The sequence below is a fragment of the Roseburia sp. TF10-5 genome, assembly GCF_003462365.1.
GTDB lineage: Bacteria > Bacillota > Clostridia > Lachnospirales > Lachnospiraceae > Roseburia > Roseburia faecis.
This window is the reverse complement of sequence record NZ_QTYW01000013.1, coordinates 47,659-64,276: the sequence shown is the minus strand read 5'-3', so window position 1 is coordinate 64,276 and position 16,618 is coordinate 47,659. Positions and strand designations below refer to the sequence as shown.

Annotated in this window: 15 protein-coding genes and 2 tRNA genes; 4 read left to right on the top strand and 13 right to left on the bottom strand. The window is 44.4% G+C overall.

What is annotated here, in order from left to right; all coding sequences use genetic code 11:
* Positions 1-22 precede the first annotated feature (22 nt).
* The 4 genes from DXD06_RS11920 to murI all read right to left on the bottom strand — a co-directional run bounded on the left by DXD06_RS11920 (position 23) and on the right by murI (position 4,559).
* Positions 23-934 carry a CPBP family intramembrane glutamic endopeptidase gene (locus DXD06_RS11920; RefSeq protein WP_199535223.1) on the bottom strand — a complete coding sequence of 304 codons (912 nt, stop codon included), beginning with the start codon at positions 932-934 and terminating at the stop codon, positions 23-25.
* 131 nt (positions 935-1,065) lie between these two features.
* Positions 1,066-2,028 (bottom strand): cytidylate kinase-like family protein, encoded by a 963-nt coding sequence (locus tag DXD06_RS11915; protein ID WP_117832055.1) that lies wholly within the window; start codon positions 2,026-2,028, stop codon positions 1,066-1,068.
* A gap of 13 nt (positions 2,029-2,041) precedes the next feature.
* Positions 2,042-3,391 (bottom strand): sodium:proton antiporter, encoded by a 1,350-nt coding sequence (locus DXD06_RS11910; RefSeq protein ID WP_117832053.1) that lies wholly within the window; start codon positions 3,389-3,391, stop codon positions 2,042-2,044.
* A gap of 385 nt (positions 3,392-3,776) precedes the next feature.
* Positions 3,777-4,559 (bottom strand): glutamate racemase, encoded by a 783-nt coding sequence (murI, locus tag DXD06_RS11905; protein ID WP_226947338.1) that lies wholly within the window; start codon positions 4,557-4,559, stop codon positions 3,777-3,779.
* A gap of 84 nt (positions 4,560-4,643) precedes the next feature.
* Between murI and DXD06_RS11900 the strand changes: the two genes are divergently transcribed.
* Complete coding sequence (locus DXD06_RS11900; protein ID WP_117832049.1) at positions 4,644-5,066, top strand: FeoC-like transcriptional regulator; 423 nt, start codon at positions 4,644-4,646, stop codon at positions 5,064-5,066.
* Between the two features lie 50 nt (positions 5,067-5,116).
* On the opposite strand, the gene DXD06_RS11895 is transcribed toward DXD06_RS11900, so the two are convergent.
* Positions 5,117-5,617: a DUF6106 family protein gene (locus tag DXD06_RS11895; protein ID WP_117832046.1), complete on the bottom strand. Its 501-nt coding sequence runs from the start codon at positions 5,615-5,617 to the stop codon at positions 5,117-5,119.
* A gap of 156 nt (positions 5,618-5,773) precedes the next feature.
* On the opposite strand from DXD06_RS11895, the gene DXD06_RS11890 reads away from it, so the two are divergent.
* The 3 genes from DXD06_RS11890 to DXD06_RS11880 all read left to right on the top strand — a co-directional run bounded on the left by DXD06_RS11890 (position 5,774) and on the right by DXD06_RS11880 (position 8,043).
* Positions 5,774-7,807, top strand: a complete 2,034-nt coding sequence (locus tag DXD06_RS11890; RefSeq protein WP_117832044.1) for an amylo-alpha-1,6-glucosidase — start codon at positions 5,774-5,776, stop codon at positions 7,805-7,807.
* A gap of 86 nt (positions 7,808-7,893) precedes the next feature.
* Positions 7,894-7,966, top strand: a tRNA-Phe gene (locus DXD06_RS11885).
* Between the two features lie 6 nt (positions 7,967-7,972).
* A tRNA-Gly gene (locus DXD06_RS11880) sits at positions 7,973-8,043 on the top strand.
* Between the two features lie 131 nt (positions 8,044-8,174).
* Here the strand turns inward: DXD06_RS11880 and DXD06_RS11875 are convergent.
* From DXD06_RS11875 to DXD06_RS11840, 8 genes are all read right to left on the bottom strand, one after another.
* Complete coding sequence (locus tag DXD06_RS11875; protein WP_022044772.1) at positions 8,175-8,663, bottom strand: DUF6465 family protein; 489 nt, start codon at positions 8,661-8,663, stop codon at positions 8,175-8,177.
* 21 nt (positions 8,664-8,684) lie between these two features.
* Entirely contained in the window at positions 8,685-8,939 is a 255-nt protein-coding gene (locus tag DXD06_RS11870; protein ID WP_022044771.1) for an HPr family phosphocarrier protein, read from the bottom strand.
* 146 nt (positions 8,940-9,085) lie between these two features.
* A complete protein-coding gene (locus tag DXD06_RS11865) occupies positions 9,086-11,617 on the bottom strand; it encodes a hypothetical protein (RefSeq protein WP_117832042.1) in 2,532 nt (843 codons plus the stop codon).
* 38 nt (positions 11,618-11,655) lie between these two features.
* Positions 11,656-12,129: a hypothetical protein gene (locus DXD06_RS11860; protein ID WP_070103604.1), complete on the bottom strand. Its 474-nt coding sequence runs from the start codon at positions 12,127-12,129 to the stop codon at positions 11,656-11,658.
* A 56-nt stretch (positions 12,130-12,185) separates the two neighbouring features.
* Complete coding sequence (locus DXD06_RS11855) at positions 12,186-14,444, bottom strand: glycoside hydrolase family 31 protein (protein WP_117832040.1); 2,259 nt, start codon at positions 14,442-14,444, stop codon at positions 12,186-12,188.
* A gap of 15 nt (positions 14,445-14,459) precedes the next feature.
* The gene (locus DXD06_RS11850; RefSeq protein WP_117832039.1) at positions 14,460-14,894 is read right to left on the bottom strand and encodes an SH3 domain-containing protein; all 435 of its coding nucleotides are present in this window, start codon (positions 14,892-14,894) and stop codon (positions 14,460-14,462) included.
* Positions 14,891-15,781, bottom strand: a complete 891-nt coding sequence (locus DXD06_RS11845) for a DUF3737 family protein (RefSeq protein WP_055066999.1) — start codon at positions 15,779-15,781, stop codon at positions 14,891-14,893. Before DXD06_RS11845 ends, DXD06_RS11850 begins: the two co-directional genes overlap by 4 nt.
* 81 nt (positions 15,782-15,862) lie before the next feature.
* Complete coding sequence (locus tag DXD06_RS11840; RefSeq protein WP_022044765.1) at positions 15,863-16,558, bottom strand: polysaccharide deacetylase family protein; 696 nt, start codon at positions 16,556-16,558, stop codon at positions 15,863-15,865.
* Between the last annotated feature and the right edge of the window lie 60 nt (positions 16,559-16,618).

The following is a 16,618-nucleotide window of genomic DNA, read 5'->3' as shown; positions in this document are numbered from 1 at the left end:
TTTTCGTAAAATACTAATTATATTATGTTTCTGCCCACACATCCATGGATTTCTTTCCATGCTTTCTTCCCCAGAGATACAACAGCACGCAGGCAGCCAGGAGTACAATATCGGCAAAAAACGTTCCCTCAATGCCAAAACCAACATTATATGCGAAACTGTCTCTTGCTGTTGCTGCATCCAGTTTAAATACCGAATACGGCACATTGATCCCACTGTTTGGCAAGCCAAAGAGAATGTTCTGCGTAAAATTCCATGCTGTATGTACGGCAAACGCACACCAGAGACTGTCCATGTAATATACCATGAGGGAAAACAAAATTCCGACCAGAAAAATATTCAGGACAGAAAGCACCGTAACTCCGTTATTTGCCAGATGCAGCAACGCAAACAGCAGTGCATTTCCGACAATTGCAACCACCGGATTTTTATAACTTCTGCGCAGTTTCTGATATAGAAATCCCCTGCACAGCAGTTCCTCTGCCGACGACTGGATAAACACGGTCAGAAACACAACCACAAACCACAGCGGATGAATGGCATCGTAGGTCAGCACAATATCATGGTGCAGCCATGCAATCAGAATACAAAATCCATTCAGTGCAAATCCCAGAACCAAACCGAAAAGCAGATATTTCCAGTTATTTCCCTGTGGTTTCGTGCCGACTGCCTGTAAAATCGGACGATTCCGTTTTCGGATACCGATCCAGAACAATGCCACGGCCCAGATTCCCCAAAAGATCACATACATCAGTGTCGTATTCAAAAACGCAGAATTTAGTATCTCAGGGTTTCTTGCATAGGCAATCCCCACCGGGATTCCGAGGACAAAGTTTCCCAGAAATTGTCCTAAAACCATGAGAATCACAGTTTCAAGGTAAAGCACCGGAAGCGTATCAACAATTTTGTTTTTCAGCAATTTTTTCTTTTCCATTTGACTGAAACTCCTTTTCTTTTATCTGTTTCTCATTATATCTTTGCACGCTTAATGTTTTACCTGTTGTATCTTAACGCTTCCTTAAACTGCCGCTTAACGAAGACGGAAGTCTATTAGTTTTATCCACACTATTTGGTATCTTTATTTCGATGTACCAATTTTGCCTGCCGGTTGATCAGACGTCCGATCAGTTCTACCGACTCATCAATTCCGTAGCATGCACTGTTGATACACAGATCATAATTGATCGCATCGCCCCAGCGCTTACCGGTAAAGGAATGATAATAATCCTGGTGCTTGTGATCCATCTTGCGCACCAGATTAATGGCCTGTTTCAAATCCAGATTTTTCAGTTCCATCATACGGCGCACACGGATCGCAAACGGTGCCGTAATATAGATACTGATATGTGGAATATGCTGTCCGGTCAGTACGACATCCGCAGCACGTCCCATAACAATCATATCTTCCTCTTTTGCCAGCTCACAGATTAAGGCACTCTGCCGGAAGAAAGATGCGTCTTTCTTTGACAGACCATGATAACGCTTAAAATCGCTGACTTTCGTTGCGTCTGATCCAAATTCCTTCGCATCCCTGCGATCAAGAATCTGATTCAGCACAGACTCATCATAATAATTGATATGCAGCGCTTCCGCCAGTGCAAATCCAATATCGGTACCTGCACTTCCATGGGAACGGCTGATACAAATTACCAGATGATCCTTCTCAGAAAACTTCTTGCTCAGAATGGAAGAATTCATATCTGCCAGATCTTTGTCCACAATATCTACCGAGCCAAAGCTCATCGGCAGATTTGCTATTTCTTCCAGAATATCATTATATTCAACCAAAAGGTCATGGCGTGCTTCTTTATTCCGGATACTTCTCGCCATGTTTCCGATCAGAGCCAGTTCACTTCGAAGCAAATGCCCCTGTGGATTGGAAACAATAAGCATGGTCAGGTCATCCAGCACACGCGCTTTTTCTCCGGTAAATGTCTTTCCGAGTCCAGAACCGGAAGTCTTGTACACCTTTTCATCCAGTTCATAGATGCGGTTCGCCAGCTTTCTGCATTGTTCTTTGTTGTCCATAGCCTTCTACCTCCTATAAAAAGAATACCAGTGTATCAATGATAAATACCGGAATCAAAAACTTCAGGGAACATAACATATAGCCAAAGAAGGACGGCATCTTGATACCGTTTTCATCCGAAATGGACTTCACCATAAAGTTCGGAGCATTTCCGATATAAGTGTTGGCTCCCATAAATACTGCACCACAGGAAATCGCCATCAGCATTTTGACAGCAACGGTTCCCACGGTCGTTGCAACACCTGTCGTGGCACCAAGTGTACCTGCGGTGGTAAGGAATACCAGATAGGTTGGTGTATTGTCCAGAAAGCTGGAAAGTGCACCGGTCGCCCAGAACATCTCTAATGGTTTCGTCAGCCCCAGTTCTGCTCCCTTGCTCTTTAAAATCATCAGTGCCGGCTGCATGGTGATAAAGATACCGATAAACAATACTGCAACTTCCTCGATGGCACCCCAGGTAAAATGGTTCTTGGTACGAACCTCTGATTTTGTGGTTTTAAACGACAGAAATGCCGCAACCAGAATAATCACAATCTCGATCAGTGTCGGCACAGCCAGTCTTACACTTCGAAAGATCGGAACGCTGATGACACTTCCATCTGCATTCTGGAAAGCTTTCATTCCCGGAAGAACTCCGCTTAACACAACACCTGCCACAATCATAATCATAAAGATAATATTGTGCAGACCATTCACCTTTAACGTGGTAGTCGGTCTGGAGATATCCGGACGCATGCCAAGTGCAATATCCCTGCGATATGCACGGCGGTCAATGAAATAAAATACGGTCAGAAGAATTACCATATTGAATATCAGTACCGGGAACAGACGCAGACTCCAGGTAAATGGAACTCCTCTCATAAATCCCATCAGAAGTGGCGGATCACCGATTGGTGTCAGACATCCACCCATATTGGAAATCAGGAAAATGAAAAAGACCATAATATGACTCTTATTTCTTCTCCAGGAATTCATCTGAATCATCGGACGCACCAGAAGCATACTTGCACCAGTTGTACCGATACAGCTTGAAAGCAGTGTTCCGATCGCCAGAAGGCCGGTATTCATGCGCGGGGAACCCACGAAATCTCCTTCCAGGTTAATGTTTCCTGAAACACAAAACAGACCAAACAGCAACACAATAAAGGAAAGATAATCATTTACAATACATTCCAATACCGTTTCTGCAGTCTCTCCTGCACCGTATTTTACAGCAAACGGAATCATAAATAAAAGTGACCAGATGAGTACCGCCCAGCCCTTATTTTTATCCCACCATTCTCCTTTTACCAATGGGAAAATTGCGATACATAATAAAAGACCGGCAAACGGTATGCACAGCCAAAGCGGTATGTTACCCATTTTCTTGTACCTCCTTATAATCTCTGTATATTTTACACCTCAGCCCCCAAAAAAGTAACCGCTAATTCGTCAAATAATTAACAAAGTTCCAATCTCCATTTCACTTATTTTTGTATATTTTCTCCATATAAAGAAAGCCTGCATCCACACGGTGTATTTTATTTCACAGGCAGCATTTTGTCACAAAATGAAGAGAAGCCTCTCCGTTCCCGGATCGGCTTCTCTTCGAGGAGTTTAGTTATGAAAATGTTTATTAAATAAAAAGGGAATAATGTAAAGGAATGATTTCCGTTTACATTGTCTAGTATATGCAAAAAATGTGTCCATATTATGTCCACTTCAAAAACAAATTCTAAAATCATATTCCAAAAATTTTAGAGACATTTTATATATTTAACAATTTCTTACATAATTCGATCTTGCTGTCATCGGTCAGACTGTTTTCAAATACCACCTGTCCACGTTTCTGCCGGCCGCAAAGCAGATCTTTCTCCTGCAGTCTTCTTTTCATCTCACGTGCGGTTCCCTCGCCTCCGTCAAAAATTTTCACATTCTCCCCCAACACCTGCTGAATCTGTTTTCTGGCAAACGGATAATGTGTGCAGCCGAGTACCGCTGCATCCACCTGGTTTTCCCGGTAAGAATAAAGCAGATCTTCCAGATATTTATGAAGATCCTCTCCGTCGAGATCTCCCCGCTCAATAAAATCCATCAGACCCGGACACGGCAACGGAAGAATTTGTGCTTTCTCTTTGTAGCGCTCCATCAGCACATGAAACTTTTCTTCATGAATTGTCATCGGGGTTGCCATCACAAGGACTTTGGGATGTTCCATGCAAAGTGCCGCCGGTTTCAGTGCCGGTTCAATCCCGACAATCGGAATATACGGATACATCTCGCGCAGTTTCCGGACAGCAGCACTGGTGGCTGTATTGCAGGCAACCACAAGACCTTTTGCCCCCTGGTCAAACAGCTTTCGTGCACATCCGATCGTCAGTTCCCGTACTTTTTCTTTTTCTTTTGTTCCGTATGGCGCATTTTTAGAATCCCCGAAATAAATAAAATCTTCCTCCGGCATAATCCGGATCAGTTCCCGCAGGACACTGATTCCTCCCACTCCGGAGTCAAATACCGCAATTGGGTTTTCTCTTTGTAATTGATATTCCACAGATCTGTTATCCTTTCTTAATTGAAAAAACATGGTTCAGTTGTTATAATAGTAACTAGTAAATAGCAATGGAGAGTGACAACTATGCTGACTGAAAAAAATACTTCCGATAAATATAAATACTGTGAATTTTGCGGACGCACGCTTCCAAAACATTATGAAGGAACGCTATGTCCCACTTGTCAGGAAGCACAGCTTTTCCGGAATGTGCGGGATTATATCCGCGCCAACACTGTAAATGAATATGAAGTTGCAGAACATTTCCATATTCCTCTCCGGCAGATCAAAGAGTGGATTCGGGAAGGACGGATCGAATATCATGAGGTCGACACAGCTTCCACTATCTCCGGCATGCACTGCCAGCGCTGTGGTGCTCCGGTTTCTTTCGGTACCCTGTGTCCGAATTGTCTGAAACTGATGAACACACAGGGCAGATCCGTTGCCCCTGCCATTTCACCGGATTCACGCATGCATTATCTCGATACCCCTTCTGACAAAACGAAATAAGAACTATCCACTCACAGGAAAGGGATGCCGGATTTCGGCACCCCTTTTTCTTACGCCTGTGTACTTCTGCGAATTACTTTTTGTCTGTATTTAAACTCCACTGCTTCCAGATATTTATCATCCGGTTCAAATTTGATCAGCAGTGTCTCGCCTTCCTTTTTCAGAACCATATCATAATATGCAGTATCTTTGTCATGAGAGGTATAATCAATCACCTTGACACCCTCTCTCTCGTATTGTGATACACTGCGATCTCCGGCCGGTGCAATCTGAATTACATCATCCATCGGATAACTTCCCAGTGACTTTCTGCGGTTCTTGTTTAAAACTTTTGCGAAGCGGACTTCCCCGTCAAAATAAGAATACTCAAACTCCTTGGAGTTTCCCATCAGAACAAACCAGACAATTCCGCATACCAGTGCAACCGGTAATGTAATGCCACTGGTCAGACATGATGCAAGCAGACTCACTACTGCAAGTACAAGCATCAATGTCCCCACTACTTTTGCAACCACGGTCTTCCGGACCGGTACTAATACATATACTTCCAATCTTCTATCTCTCCTTCATTTGTAGTAATGTTAATTATACTCCATCCCACACTTTTTTTCCACTAAAGAATATTTTTTTCATAAATACAGTAGATTTTTTGTTCCCCAGCCCTTACAATAAGAGATATTATTTTTCGTTTATTTTCGGAGGTGCATATGATACATATTCCAACAGAAAAACTTGCAGATTTTGAAAAAAACATCCGCCGTGAATGGACCATGACCAATGGAATCGGCGGATACGCGGGAGGCTCCATCATCGGTGCCTGCAACCGGACACATCAGGGATATCTGATTGCCAGTCTGCATCCCCCGGTCGAGCGCTATCTGGTATTTTCCAAAACCAATGAAAAACTGACACAGGGAACCCATGTTTACAATCTGGAAACTTCCCAGCATGCCGGGAAAGGACATTCTCCCATCCGCACGCAAGGACAGCGTTTTTTAACGGATTTCTCCTGTGACGGAACTGTCTGCTTTTCCTATTCCGCCGGCAATATCCGTATGGACAAACATCTGGCCCTGCTGCGGGAATCAAACACAGTTGCGATCTCCTATACGATTACAAACCAGGGAGAGGAAGCCGGACTTTCCATCACCCCGCTTATGAATTTCCGGGAGCACAGTGCATCGTCTGCCGTTTCTGACCTGCAGTTTACCTGTGAGCCAAACACAGTGGGCGGTTTCACTCTGATCCCGGCTGCTGCACCCGGACTCTGCATCGAGCTTTCCTGCAGTGCCGGCAGACTTTTTCCACGTGAAAACCAATACGACGTGGATATGCAGTACCAGACGGAAGTAGACAACGAAACGGCGGGACTGGATACACATTTTTGCCCATATGATCTGCGTTTTACACTTCCGGCACACAGCAGTACAAAGATTTCCCTGCTTTGCACCGTCCACCCGGTACAGGACACCCCTGTGCTTTCCCGCCCGCAGGCAGATACCGCAGCAATCGAAATCGCACACGTACAGGAATATTATGATTCCTTAAAACAACAGGCGGGATATGGCGATGATGCTTTTGCCAATACACTTGTCGTGGCAGCAGACCAGTTTCTTGCCCGGCGCGATTCCACCGGACTTATGACAATCCTTGCAGGTCTTCCGTGGTTTACCGACTGGGGCAGAGATACCATGATCGCTTTTTCCGGGCTGACACTGGCCACCCGGCGGTTTTCGGATGCCCGGGAAATTCTTTCAACCTTTGCGCAGTATGTCCATCACGGCATGGTCCCGAATATGTTTCCGGATGACGGGCAGGACCCTCTCTATAACACTGCAGATGCCTCTCTGTGGTATTTTTATGCCGTGGACGCATATTTGAAGGTTACCGGACAACCATCGGATTATGACTATATACAGCGGCGTATTTACCCCGTTCTGTGTGAAATTATTCATGCCTATGCACACGGCACGGATTTTTCCATCTATATGGATGATGACGCCCTCATCCATGCCGGAAGCGGATTGGACCAGGTAACCTGGATGGATGTCCGTGTCGGTGACTGGGTAGCTACCCCGCGTCACGGAAAACCGGTAGAAATCAATGCACTGTGGTACAATGCGCTGTGCGTGACTGCGGAACTGGCAGAACATTTCAAAGAAGATTCCTCCGTTTACCGCCAGCTTGCCACTCGTGTATCTGCTTCCTTCCGAAAAGAATTCTGGAACGAAAAAGACGGATGTCTCTATGACGTTATTGAAGAAAACGGCAAAGATGCAAGCATCCGCCCCAACCAGATCTATGCCGTCAGCCTTCCACATACCATGCTCACGGCCAAACAGGCTCTGCAGGTGGTAAATACCGTAGAGGAAAAGCTGCTTGCCGGTCCCGGCATACGCTCCCTCTCTCCGGAACACAAAGACTATCACGGGATCTACTGTGGCTCTCTTCCGAAAAGAGATGCCGCTTACCATCAGGGAACCGCATGGGGATTTCTGATGGGCGGCTTTCTGACCGCTTACATGAAAGTCCACCACCACTCTCCGGAAGCAAAAAAACAGGCAATGGCATATCTTGCACCGGTACAGACCCACCTTTTGGAAGAGGGCTGCATTGGTTCTATTTCCGAAATTTTTGACGGTGATGCCCCGCATACCTGCCGTGGTTGCTATGCCCAGGCATGGAGCGTTGGAGAAATTCTGCGCTGCTACACACAGGATATTCAAAAAAATCAAAAATAATGATTTTTTTCTTGACAAGAAGATCTCACTCGGATATAATACTAAATGTTCCGCGTGAGATTTTCAATTTAGAAATCCACTGCAATGCCTAGTTAGCTCAGTTGGTAGAGCAGAGGACTGAAAATCCTCGTGTCTCTGGTTCGATTCCGGAACTAGGCACTATATGCGGGTGTAGTTCAATGGTAGAACACCAGCCTTCCAAGCTGGATACGTGGGTTCGATTCCCATCACCCGCTCTTTTAAAGAAACTGTTTATCCGGTTTCTTTTTTTATACTCTTTTTTATGAATATCCTGTCTCATACCACGTAAAAAGGACGGCTGCATCTGCAGTCGTCCTTTATATCATGTATGGGTAATAAAACTCGCTTAGAAGAGATCTACACTTCCAAAGAACTTGTCATTGATTACATAATATGCCTTGTACTCTTCCGGCTTTACATAAATATTTAATGTCTTAATGCATCCGGCACGATGTCCCTCAGCTACAAACTGTTTCTTTACCTTATCCTCAAGTTCTCCAAGATTTGCAGCATTCTGCTGATACTGAACAATGATTTCGGTCTTTGCCGGCTGTTTTTCTTTCTTTGCCTTTGTAGCAGCCTTTGCTTTCGTTGCAGCTTTCTTCACAACAGGTTCTGCCTTCTCAACAACAGCCTTTGTTGTTGCCTTTGCAACTTCTTTTGCCTTCTCTTCTACAACTTCTGCTTTCTTTGCTGCTGCCTCAGCAACATCCCCGACTTTTGATTCTACTTTTTTTGTAGCATCCTTAACCGCATTTTTAACTTCTGTCTTTCCCTCTGGTGTCTTCATCAGCTTCACGTCAGAAACTGCTTTGTTTAACTTCTTCTCCTGCATAACGATTCCTCCTAACCAGAATTATTCACATACTAAAAATTTTTCAATTGCATCAAGTGCTGCTTCTTCATCGGCACCCTCCGTCACAATATCAACCGACATTCCATCGGATGGATTAAACGCCATAATTCCCATAATGCTCTTTGCATTAATTCTGCGGTTATCGCTCTCCAACATAATATCGCTGTCGAACTGACATGCTACCTGAACAAGTTCTGCGATTGGATTGTCGTGTCCTTCTGACACATTAGAAACGATCACATTTTTCTTACTCATACGCTCTCCCTTTCCAAAACTGTATAACTCATTCTCAAATATATCTCACTTATCCAGGAATTGCAATATACGAACTTTATTTCTGTTAAATCTTCACGAATCATCCATAAAACCTTGTCCTTAATTGTTCATTTTTACAATGAAAATTAACGGTCCAAATAAGTAAAGAAAATGTATCCTGCTTTCCGGAACCAGTCATCCGCATCTTTATAACTTTTTGACCTCGTGGAATGGGTCTGCGGATCATAATAATAAATGCTTCCAGAGGTATATCCCGTCACTAATACGGCACTGTCTGTTCCGGTCATTGCAAATACCGGGCTGCCCTTGCTGACATAAAACAGAATCTCCTCTACTGTGCAGCCGGATATATCAAGAACAACTGAATCTTTTAATGTATTTTCAATCGCGCTTTTCGGGGTTCCTCCATTGTCAATCAGTTCTTTTACACTGAGCCCGTTTCCTCTGTAATTAAGCATGGCACTGACCGCCTGAACCACGGATGATGAACTCTTATCCGCATCGTTTACTTTCAGGCTGCTAAATGCCGTCTGTGCCGATTTACGCGCACGCATCCATACATACTGCTGCTTGGAATCCACCACAACTCCCATATGATTATTGGCGCAGACGATGGCATCCGCGATCTCATCGGTTGCAAGCAGCACATCACCTTTTTTGTACACATAAAAGTATTCCTGCGACTCCTTATTTTTCACGGAAACGTCACGCGGATTTTCCAGTAAAACAGATTTGGAAGTCAGCATTTTAATTTTGGATGCATCCGCCCCGTTTTTCATCATAAGCTGGTACTGTGTTTCCTTGCGATCTGTCACGGTTGATCCCACGGTAACTTTTTCTTCCGTGTCTCCCTCACGGTTCATGATCGCATCGGTTCCTGCAGCCACATAATGTCCGCCGGACTTTTTGATCAGATGAATGGTAATTGTATAATCCTCCACCGAAATGAAACCGATACTTCCCCTGGACGGTTCATACGTCTTTAAGATACTGTGTGAATTTTCGGAAGTATCCATGATGGTTAAATTTTTCATCGGGAAAACCGTATTTCCCGCTGCTGCAACCATCACCTTATCTTTCTTTGCTGCTCCGTAAATAAAATCTTCATCGATAAACCCAAGCGGAAGAATATACGCTCCCTTTTTTGCCTTGATATCATAGACAGAAGCATTTTTCAAATTCATCAGGTGAATCACATCGCTTTTGTATTCTTTGTCGCTGTCTACCCACGCAAAATACTGATTCGATTCCGACACTTTATAACAGCTTTCTTTCAGATCTTTCACAAGCACTTCCGGAGTCCGCTTGTCCGTATCTATACTGTAAAGTTTCTGATCCATGATCAGGTAAAATGTCCCCTTTTCGTTCACATACATTAACTGCCCCATCTGTGCTTTGAGTATTTCATAAGAAACATCCGACGGGATAAAAATTTCTTCCTCTATAGTGTGTACCAGACCGTCATAATGATATACTGCCGTGCCCACTTCGCCTTCATGATCCCCACGGTTCATATATCCATATACAACAAAATCAATACTTCCCGCTTCATCCACACGGGCAATTTTGATATCATGCTGATCCCAGTTATCCCTCGCATTGATCCCCTCTGCCCCAAGGAAACTGAATACCTGTACAATCTTATTATTTACACGGTCAAAGCACCAGAGTTCTCCCTGCTGTACAAACGCGATCACATCTCCGGTCTCACTTACAGCATATTCAATATTTTTGTCACGTATGCCAAGCTGGATCTGATTATTATCTGTAATAAACCGGTTTTCCCCACGGAAAATCTGATTTAAAGTACGCTCAAAATTTAAGACATACATACGGGATTCCGTCATACGCAGACGATAATATTCTTCCACATTATAATACTCGGTTTCCCCACCGGTTCCTTTGGTGGTCACCACATACCGGAGCGTGATCACATCATAGGAATCATTGATTTCCTTGAAAGATGCCTCGAGTTCTCCCATCTGCTCCGGTTTTAAATCTGCCCAGGTAATCTGGTTTAAGGTACAGCTTAAATCCACATAATTGAGTGTACTGGTATCGCCTGTTGCCGCATCCATATATTTCGGAATAAATTTATTTGCATCATCCCGGAATGTATATTCATGAAATTGCAGTGCAAAATCCATACATGCCTGAGTATCATCGTTTTGTGTCTGCATCAGCCGGGTGTAATACCGGATCTTATTTTTTCCTGAAGCAAGAATAACAATCAGTTCATATTCTTCCCCTTTTCCGAGGATATTCTGGATTTTCAGGTTTGCAGAGATTTCATCATTTTTTTCTTTGATCTCCTGTGCATTTCCCTTTGCAACCAGCCGGGAATCATCAAGACTCCGGATTTCATAAGCAATGCCTCTGATTTTTTGTCCATATGTATTAATTTTCAGCGGAAGCAGTCGTGTATGGTCTACCGGCACAATTCCATCCCGCATCTTTGTAATATTCATTTCCGATACGTATCCGTGCAGCTGTGCCACGCTGTTATTTCCTTCATAAAACTGGACGATGGGAAGGGTTGCCTCCTTCATCGCCGTTGTCATATCTTTATTATCCTGATTGGTTATGATACTGAAAACAATCAGTGCTGCCAGAAAAAGCCCTGACAGCACCACTGGTTTAATTACTTTCCTGTTCATTTATCTTTTCCTTCTTACTATGGCTGTAATTTCCGCCGTTACATCCATCTCCTGCATCTGCGATGCCGGCAGCGCCGTTTGCACATTTCCGCACCAAACAGCACACCGATCATACTGCAAAGCCACGGATTCCCACATTCCCGTTCCTGTGTTGTCATAGTTTCTCCGGCGATAGAAGCCGGAACCATTTCGAAATATGATGCCGCCTGCATGTTTCCTTCGATCCGGTTCTCTTTCTTTTTCTGCACTTCGGACAGCTTCCGGTAAATTCCATCAATTTCCATCTGTATCATCAGACGGTCCGGTTCCTCATCGTAGATGCGGCTTCCCTCATACTCCAGCTGGTCAAGCCTCTGTTCCACCAGCTCCATGATCTCTTTTGTCTCTGCCGGATAGTACTGTTTCATTCGTTCCATATCTTTTTCATATTCCATCTCTGTCAGGTACATACTCTGCATCGGATATGTCATATAAAACGGAATCTTTGGGTAAAAATCGTTTGAATAATCCACTTGCATGCTCCATCCTGTCATCATTATAGACTATGCCATGCAACGGTTTTTTGTGCTTATTTTCCTACTATTTTTAAGCATATCTGCTCGTATTCCGGATAATTTTTGTGCCGCATTTCCGTTTCCAGTACTCCCTGTGCATTCTTATGGAAATGATATAAATTATACACACCCTTACGGTAGGCATAGTCCTCTCCATTATCCTGAAAATGATCGTAAGAAGCCTCTCCCGGAGTTGTCAGCAGATACAGCGTACGGTACGGCTTTTCTCCAACATACGCCATTTTTTCATACATCGGGATCATCGTTCCTTCTTTCAGGTACATCGGGCACAAATCAATCGGTGCATCCCGCAGGAAATACTTTCCTCCGGTAATTTTCTCTCCGGTCCAGTAATCATACCACTCCCCTTCCGGCAGATACACCATTTTCTTCGTAGCTCCCTGCTCCAATACCGGGGCAACGAGGAGATTTTCTCCTACCAGGAACTCTCCATTGAGGTTATAGGTTTCCGGGTCCTTTGGATAATGCAGAACCAGAGGACGCATAACCGGAAGTCCGGTCTGTTCTCCCTGATAAAACAGATCATACAGATACGGAAGGAAACGATAACGCATCTTTACATATTTTCGATAGATTCCCACCACCTGATCATCAAACTGCCACGGCTCCTGTCTGCGTGTTCCCTGACAGGAATGATTTCGAAACAGCGGAGAAAATACGGCAGCCTCGATCCACCGGGTCAGAAGTTCCGGGGTCGTATCCGCACCGAATCCGCCAATGTCGGTTCCGGCAAACGCAAATCCGCTCATACCGAGATTACACAGCTGCGGCACCATCATCTGCAGATGCGACCACAGACTCTGATTATCTCCGGTCCACACGGTCGCATATTTCTGTGTTCCTGCATACGCTGCACGTGTGATAACAAACGGACGCTTATCGGAAAGTTTCTGCAGTCCCTCAAAGGTCGCACGGCTCATATAATGTCCATATACATTGTGCATTTCCGCATGATTTGTCGTACGCTCCTCATCATGAAATACAACATCCTGCGGCAGCTCGCCACGGAAACTTGCCGGCTCATTCATATCATTCCATACACCGTCCACACCGATGTCGACCAAAAACTTATGGTGTTTTCCCCACCAGTCGCGTACTTTGCGGCGTCCAAAATCCGGATAATTTGCATCTCCCGGCCAAACCTCATTGACATAGGTAGTTCCCTGTGTATCGGTCGCAAAATATCCGTTCTCTTCGCCTTCTTTACACATAAAATAGTCCGGATCGACTTTGGTTCCCGGATCAATGATCGTAACCGTTTTAAAGCCCTGTTTTTTTATTTCCGCAATCAGATCCCCAGGTTTTCCGTACTTTGCATCATTCCATGTAAACACACGATACCCATCCATATAATCAATGTCAAAATGAATGGCATCACACGGAATATCCAGATCACGGAAATGTTCTGCCACATCACGGATATCTTCTGCGCACTGATAGCCCCAGCGGCTCTGCTGGTATCCAAGCGTCCATCGCTGCGGCAGCGGTGTCCGCCCGGTCAGATATGTATATTCTTCAATCAGATCCGTCAGTTTTTCTCCACCCAGGAAGTACAGATCCAGATTGCCATCATCCGCGCCGTAAAAATAATATTCCGGATTTTCTTTGCCCAGATTGAGATAGCTGTGGAACGTATTATCAAAAAACATGCCATATACGTCATTCTTTTTCTTGCAAAAGAGCACCGGAATCGACTTGTACAGCGCATGATAGTCCTCATTGTGTGCCTGTGGAATATCGGAATTCCAGTTCTCATACTCATAATTTTTTTTATTCAGGAATCCGGTCTTATCACCCAGACCGTAAAAATCATCCCCCTCGTCCAGATCAAACATCATCTGTACCGGATAATCATGTGCGCCCAGATTCGACGTATCATGCCCTTCCGACTCCAGAATCTGTTTCATCTGCTCACTGACTTCCCTGCAAACACTTCTGCCCTGCCGGTGTGTCCGGACAAGCGGAGTCCCGTCCGGTCTCGTAATCACCATTTCCAGATTTTCTCCAAACTGCATCCGGATCTTATCGGTTGCAATTACCAGATCTTCTCCTTTTTGCTCTGCCGTCAGTTCTGTCGCAACCGCCTTGTCTCCATCAATGGCCTTAGAATAATGTTCCTTTGTTCTGTAAGGCACAAAAATATTGACAATATCATCCCTTATGGCTTTCACCACCAGTTTTTGCTGTTCATACTTCACACAAATCTCATTTCCATCCTGTCGGAAGGACATAATTTTTCCTGCTGTACTCATTGTTTCCCCTTTCCGTTACTCTGTTTCCTGCGTTGTTGTATCCGGTTCCTGATCGGTAACATAGTCTGAACTGACATATCCTTTTTGTCCGTTATATTCTGCCTGCACCCATCCATTTTCTTCTCCCAGCAGTGTCAGCTTCGTTCCCGTCACGAGAACGGTAAGAATTTCACTGTCTGTATTCGGCTCTGCACGGAAATTTACGCCATCCGTGCTTGTCCATACACTCTGTCCGTCTTCGTCCAGCGGCTGTTCCGTTACCGGTGGCAGATTGCTGTTGTCTGCCGGCGGTGCATTATTTGTGATTTCCGTTTCCGGTGTCTGGTTTTTCCCTGCATTCCGCCCATGAAGCCATACGATAAGTGTTATAATTCCTGCGAGCAGTGCTGCGCAGATTATGGCAAAAATAATTCTGGCAATAATGACGTCTTTTCTGTGACTTGCTTTCATGATCGTTGTCCCTCCCCTTCATCTTCTGTACATATAATTGTGGTTTTCCCTGGATCTACCTTGTCTTTTTCCAAAATCAGTTTTCCAATCTTATCCGCCCGGATGATTCCGCCGGAAGGATTAAGCACACTGTCCACGGTATTTACAATCTGTGCATCCACCGTGGAATACTCAAATGCCAGTGTCGTATTAATCAATTTACAGTTCACCATTTTCAGATTTTCTATATAACACATGCCCTGCAGGCTCTCAATCGTACAGTTGACAAGTGTAAGATTTCTGGCATTCCATCCCAGATATTCTCCCGAAATAAAACTGTCATACACAGTAACATGATTGCTGTTCCAGAATGCATCTTTGGAAAGCATGCGTGCATGATGGATCTCCATGTTTTCCACACCATCAAATGAATAATTTCCAACCAGTTCAAAATGATCCAGCTGCATATTTTTACAATTCATGGCAAAATAATCCCCGTGCGCCTGCACATAGGACAGGTTTACATCGGTACAGTTCCAGAGGGTTTCCTCTGCATTCGGGAAATTTACATTGGTCAGGGTTACTCCCCTGCAACGGCGGAAATTTTTTGGTGCTTCTACAATGGAATCTCTTACCGAAATATCATCGGTATACCATACCCCGGCCCGCGCCATGTCAAACCAGGTACATTCCTTTACATCGACATGTTTGCAATACCAGAGCGGATATTTCCACCGGAACAGACAATTATCCAGATAAAGACTGCTGCTCTCCTTCAACGGGGATTCCCCATCCTCAAACACACTGTCATATACCGCCAGATTTTCAGACTGAAACAGTGCGCGTTCTCCTGTTAATTTCTGCTGACGAAGCACCTGCCGTGCCGTGTCAAATTTATCGTTACTCATTTTTTATTCCTTCTTTTTCAGCTTGTAATGATTGGGTCTACTGGTTATTTTACCACGAGATCACCGGAACATTCAAGTATGCTACTCTAACAAAAGCTCCTCGACCGTGACAAACGAATATCCCTGTTTCTGCAAGGTATCTATGACCGTAAATGCCGCCTGTACAGATGACGCCGAAGCATCGTGAAGCAGAATAATATCCCCCGGCTTAGTATCCTTTAAAACTCTCTGAACCACAGTATCCGCATCGGTCGTTGCCCAGTCCCGCGGATCTACATTCCACAGTACTTCGATCAGATTTACCTGCGCATCCAGTTCCTTCTGCCAGCATCCGTAAGGTGGACGGATATATCCTGCATATTCTCCCGTCACATCATAAATCGCCTTCTGTGTTTTTTCAATCTGCTGCAAAGTGCATGCCGTTCCCACTTCCTTAAAATTAACATGTTTATAAGAATGAACACCGATCAGATGTCCGTCATCATGCATCCGTCTGACGACATCCGGATACTGTTTTACCTCTTCTCCCAGCAGAAAAAAAGTGGCTTTTACACCACGTTTTTCTAATCCGTCCAGCAATTTCGGTGTATATTCCGGATTCGGCCCGTCATCAAAGGTAATTGCAACTGTTTTCATTTCTTTCTCCACTTTCTCCGGCTGCAGTGTCATTGTACTTACAACAGCCGCTGCGTTTCCAATGCTGTATGACAGGAAAAGAAACAGTGCATACCCCACATATCTTTTCCATTGTTTTTTGTCTGCCATTTCATACCACACAAATTTCCTGCTTAGTATATCGTATGAATTTAATCATAAAAAATATGTTGTCCTTATTCT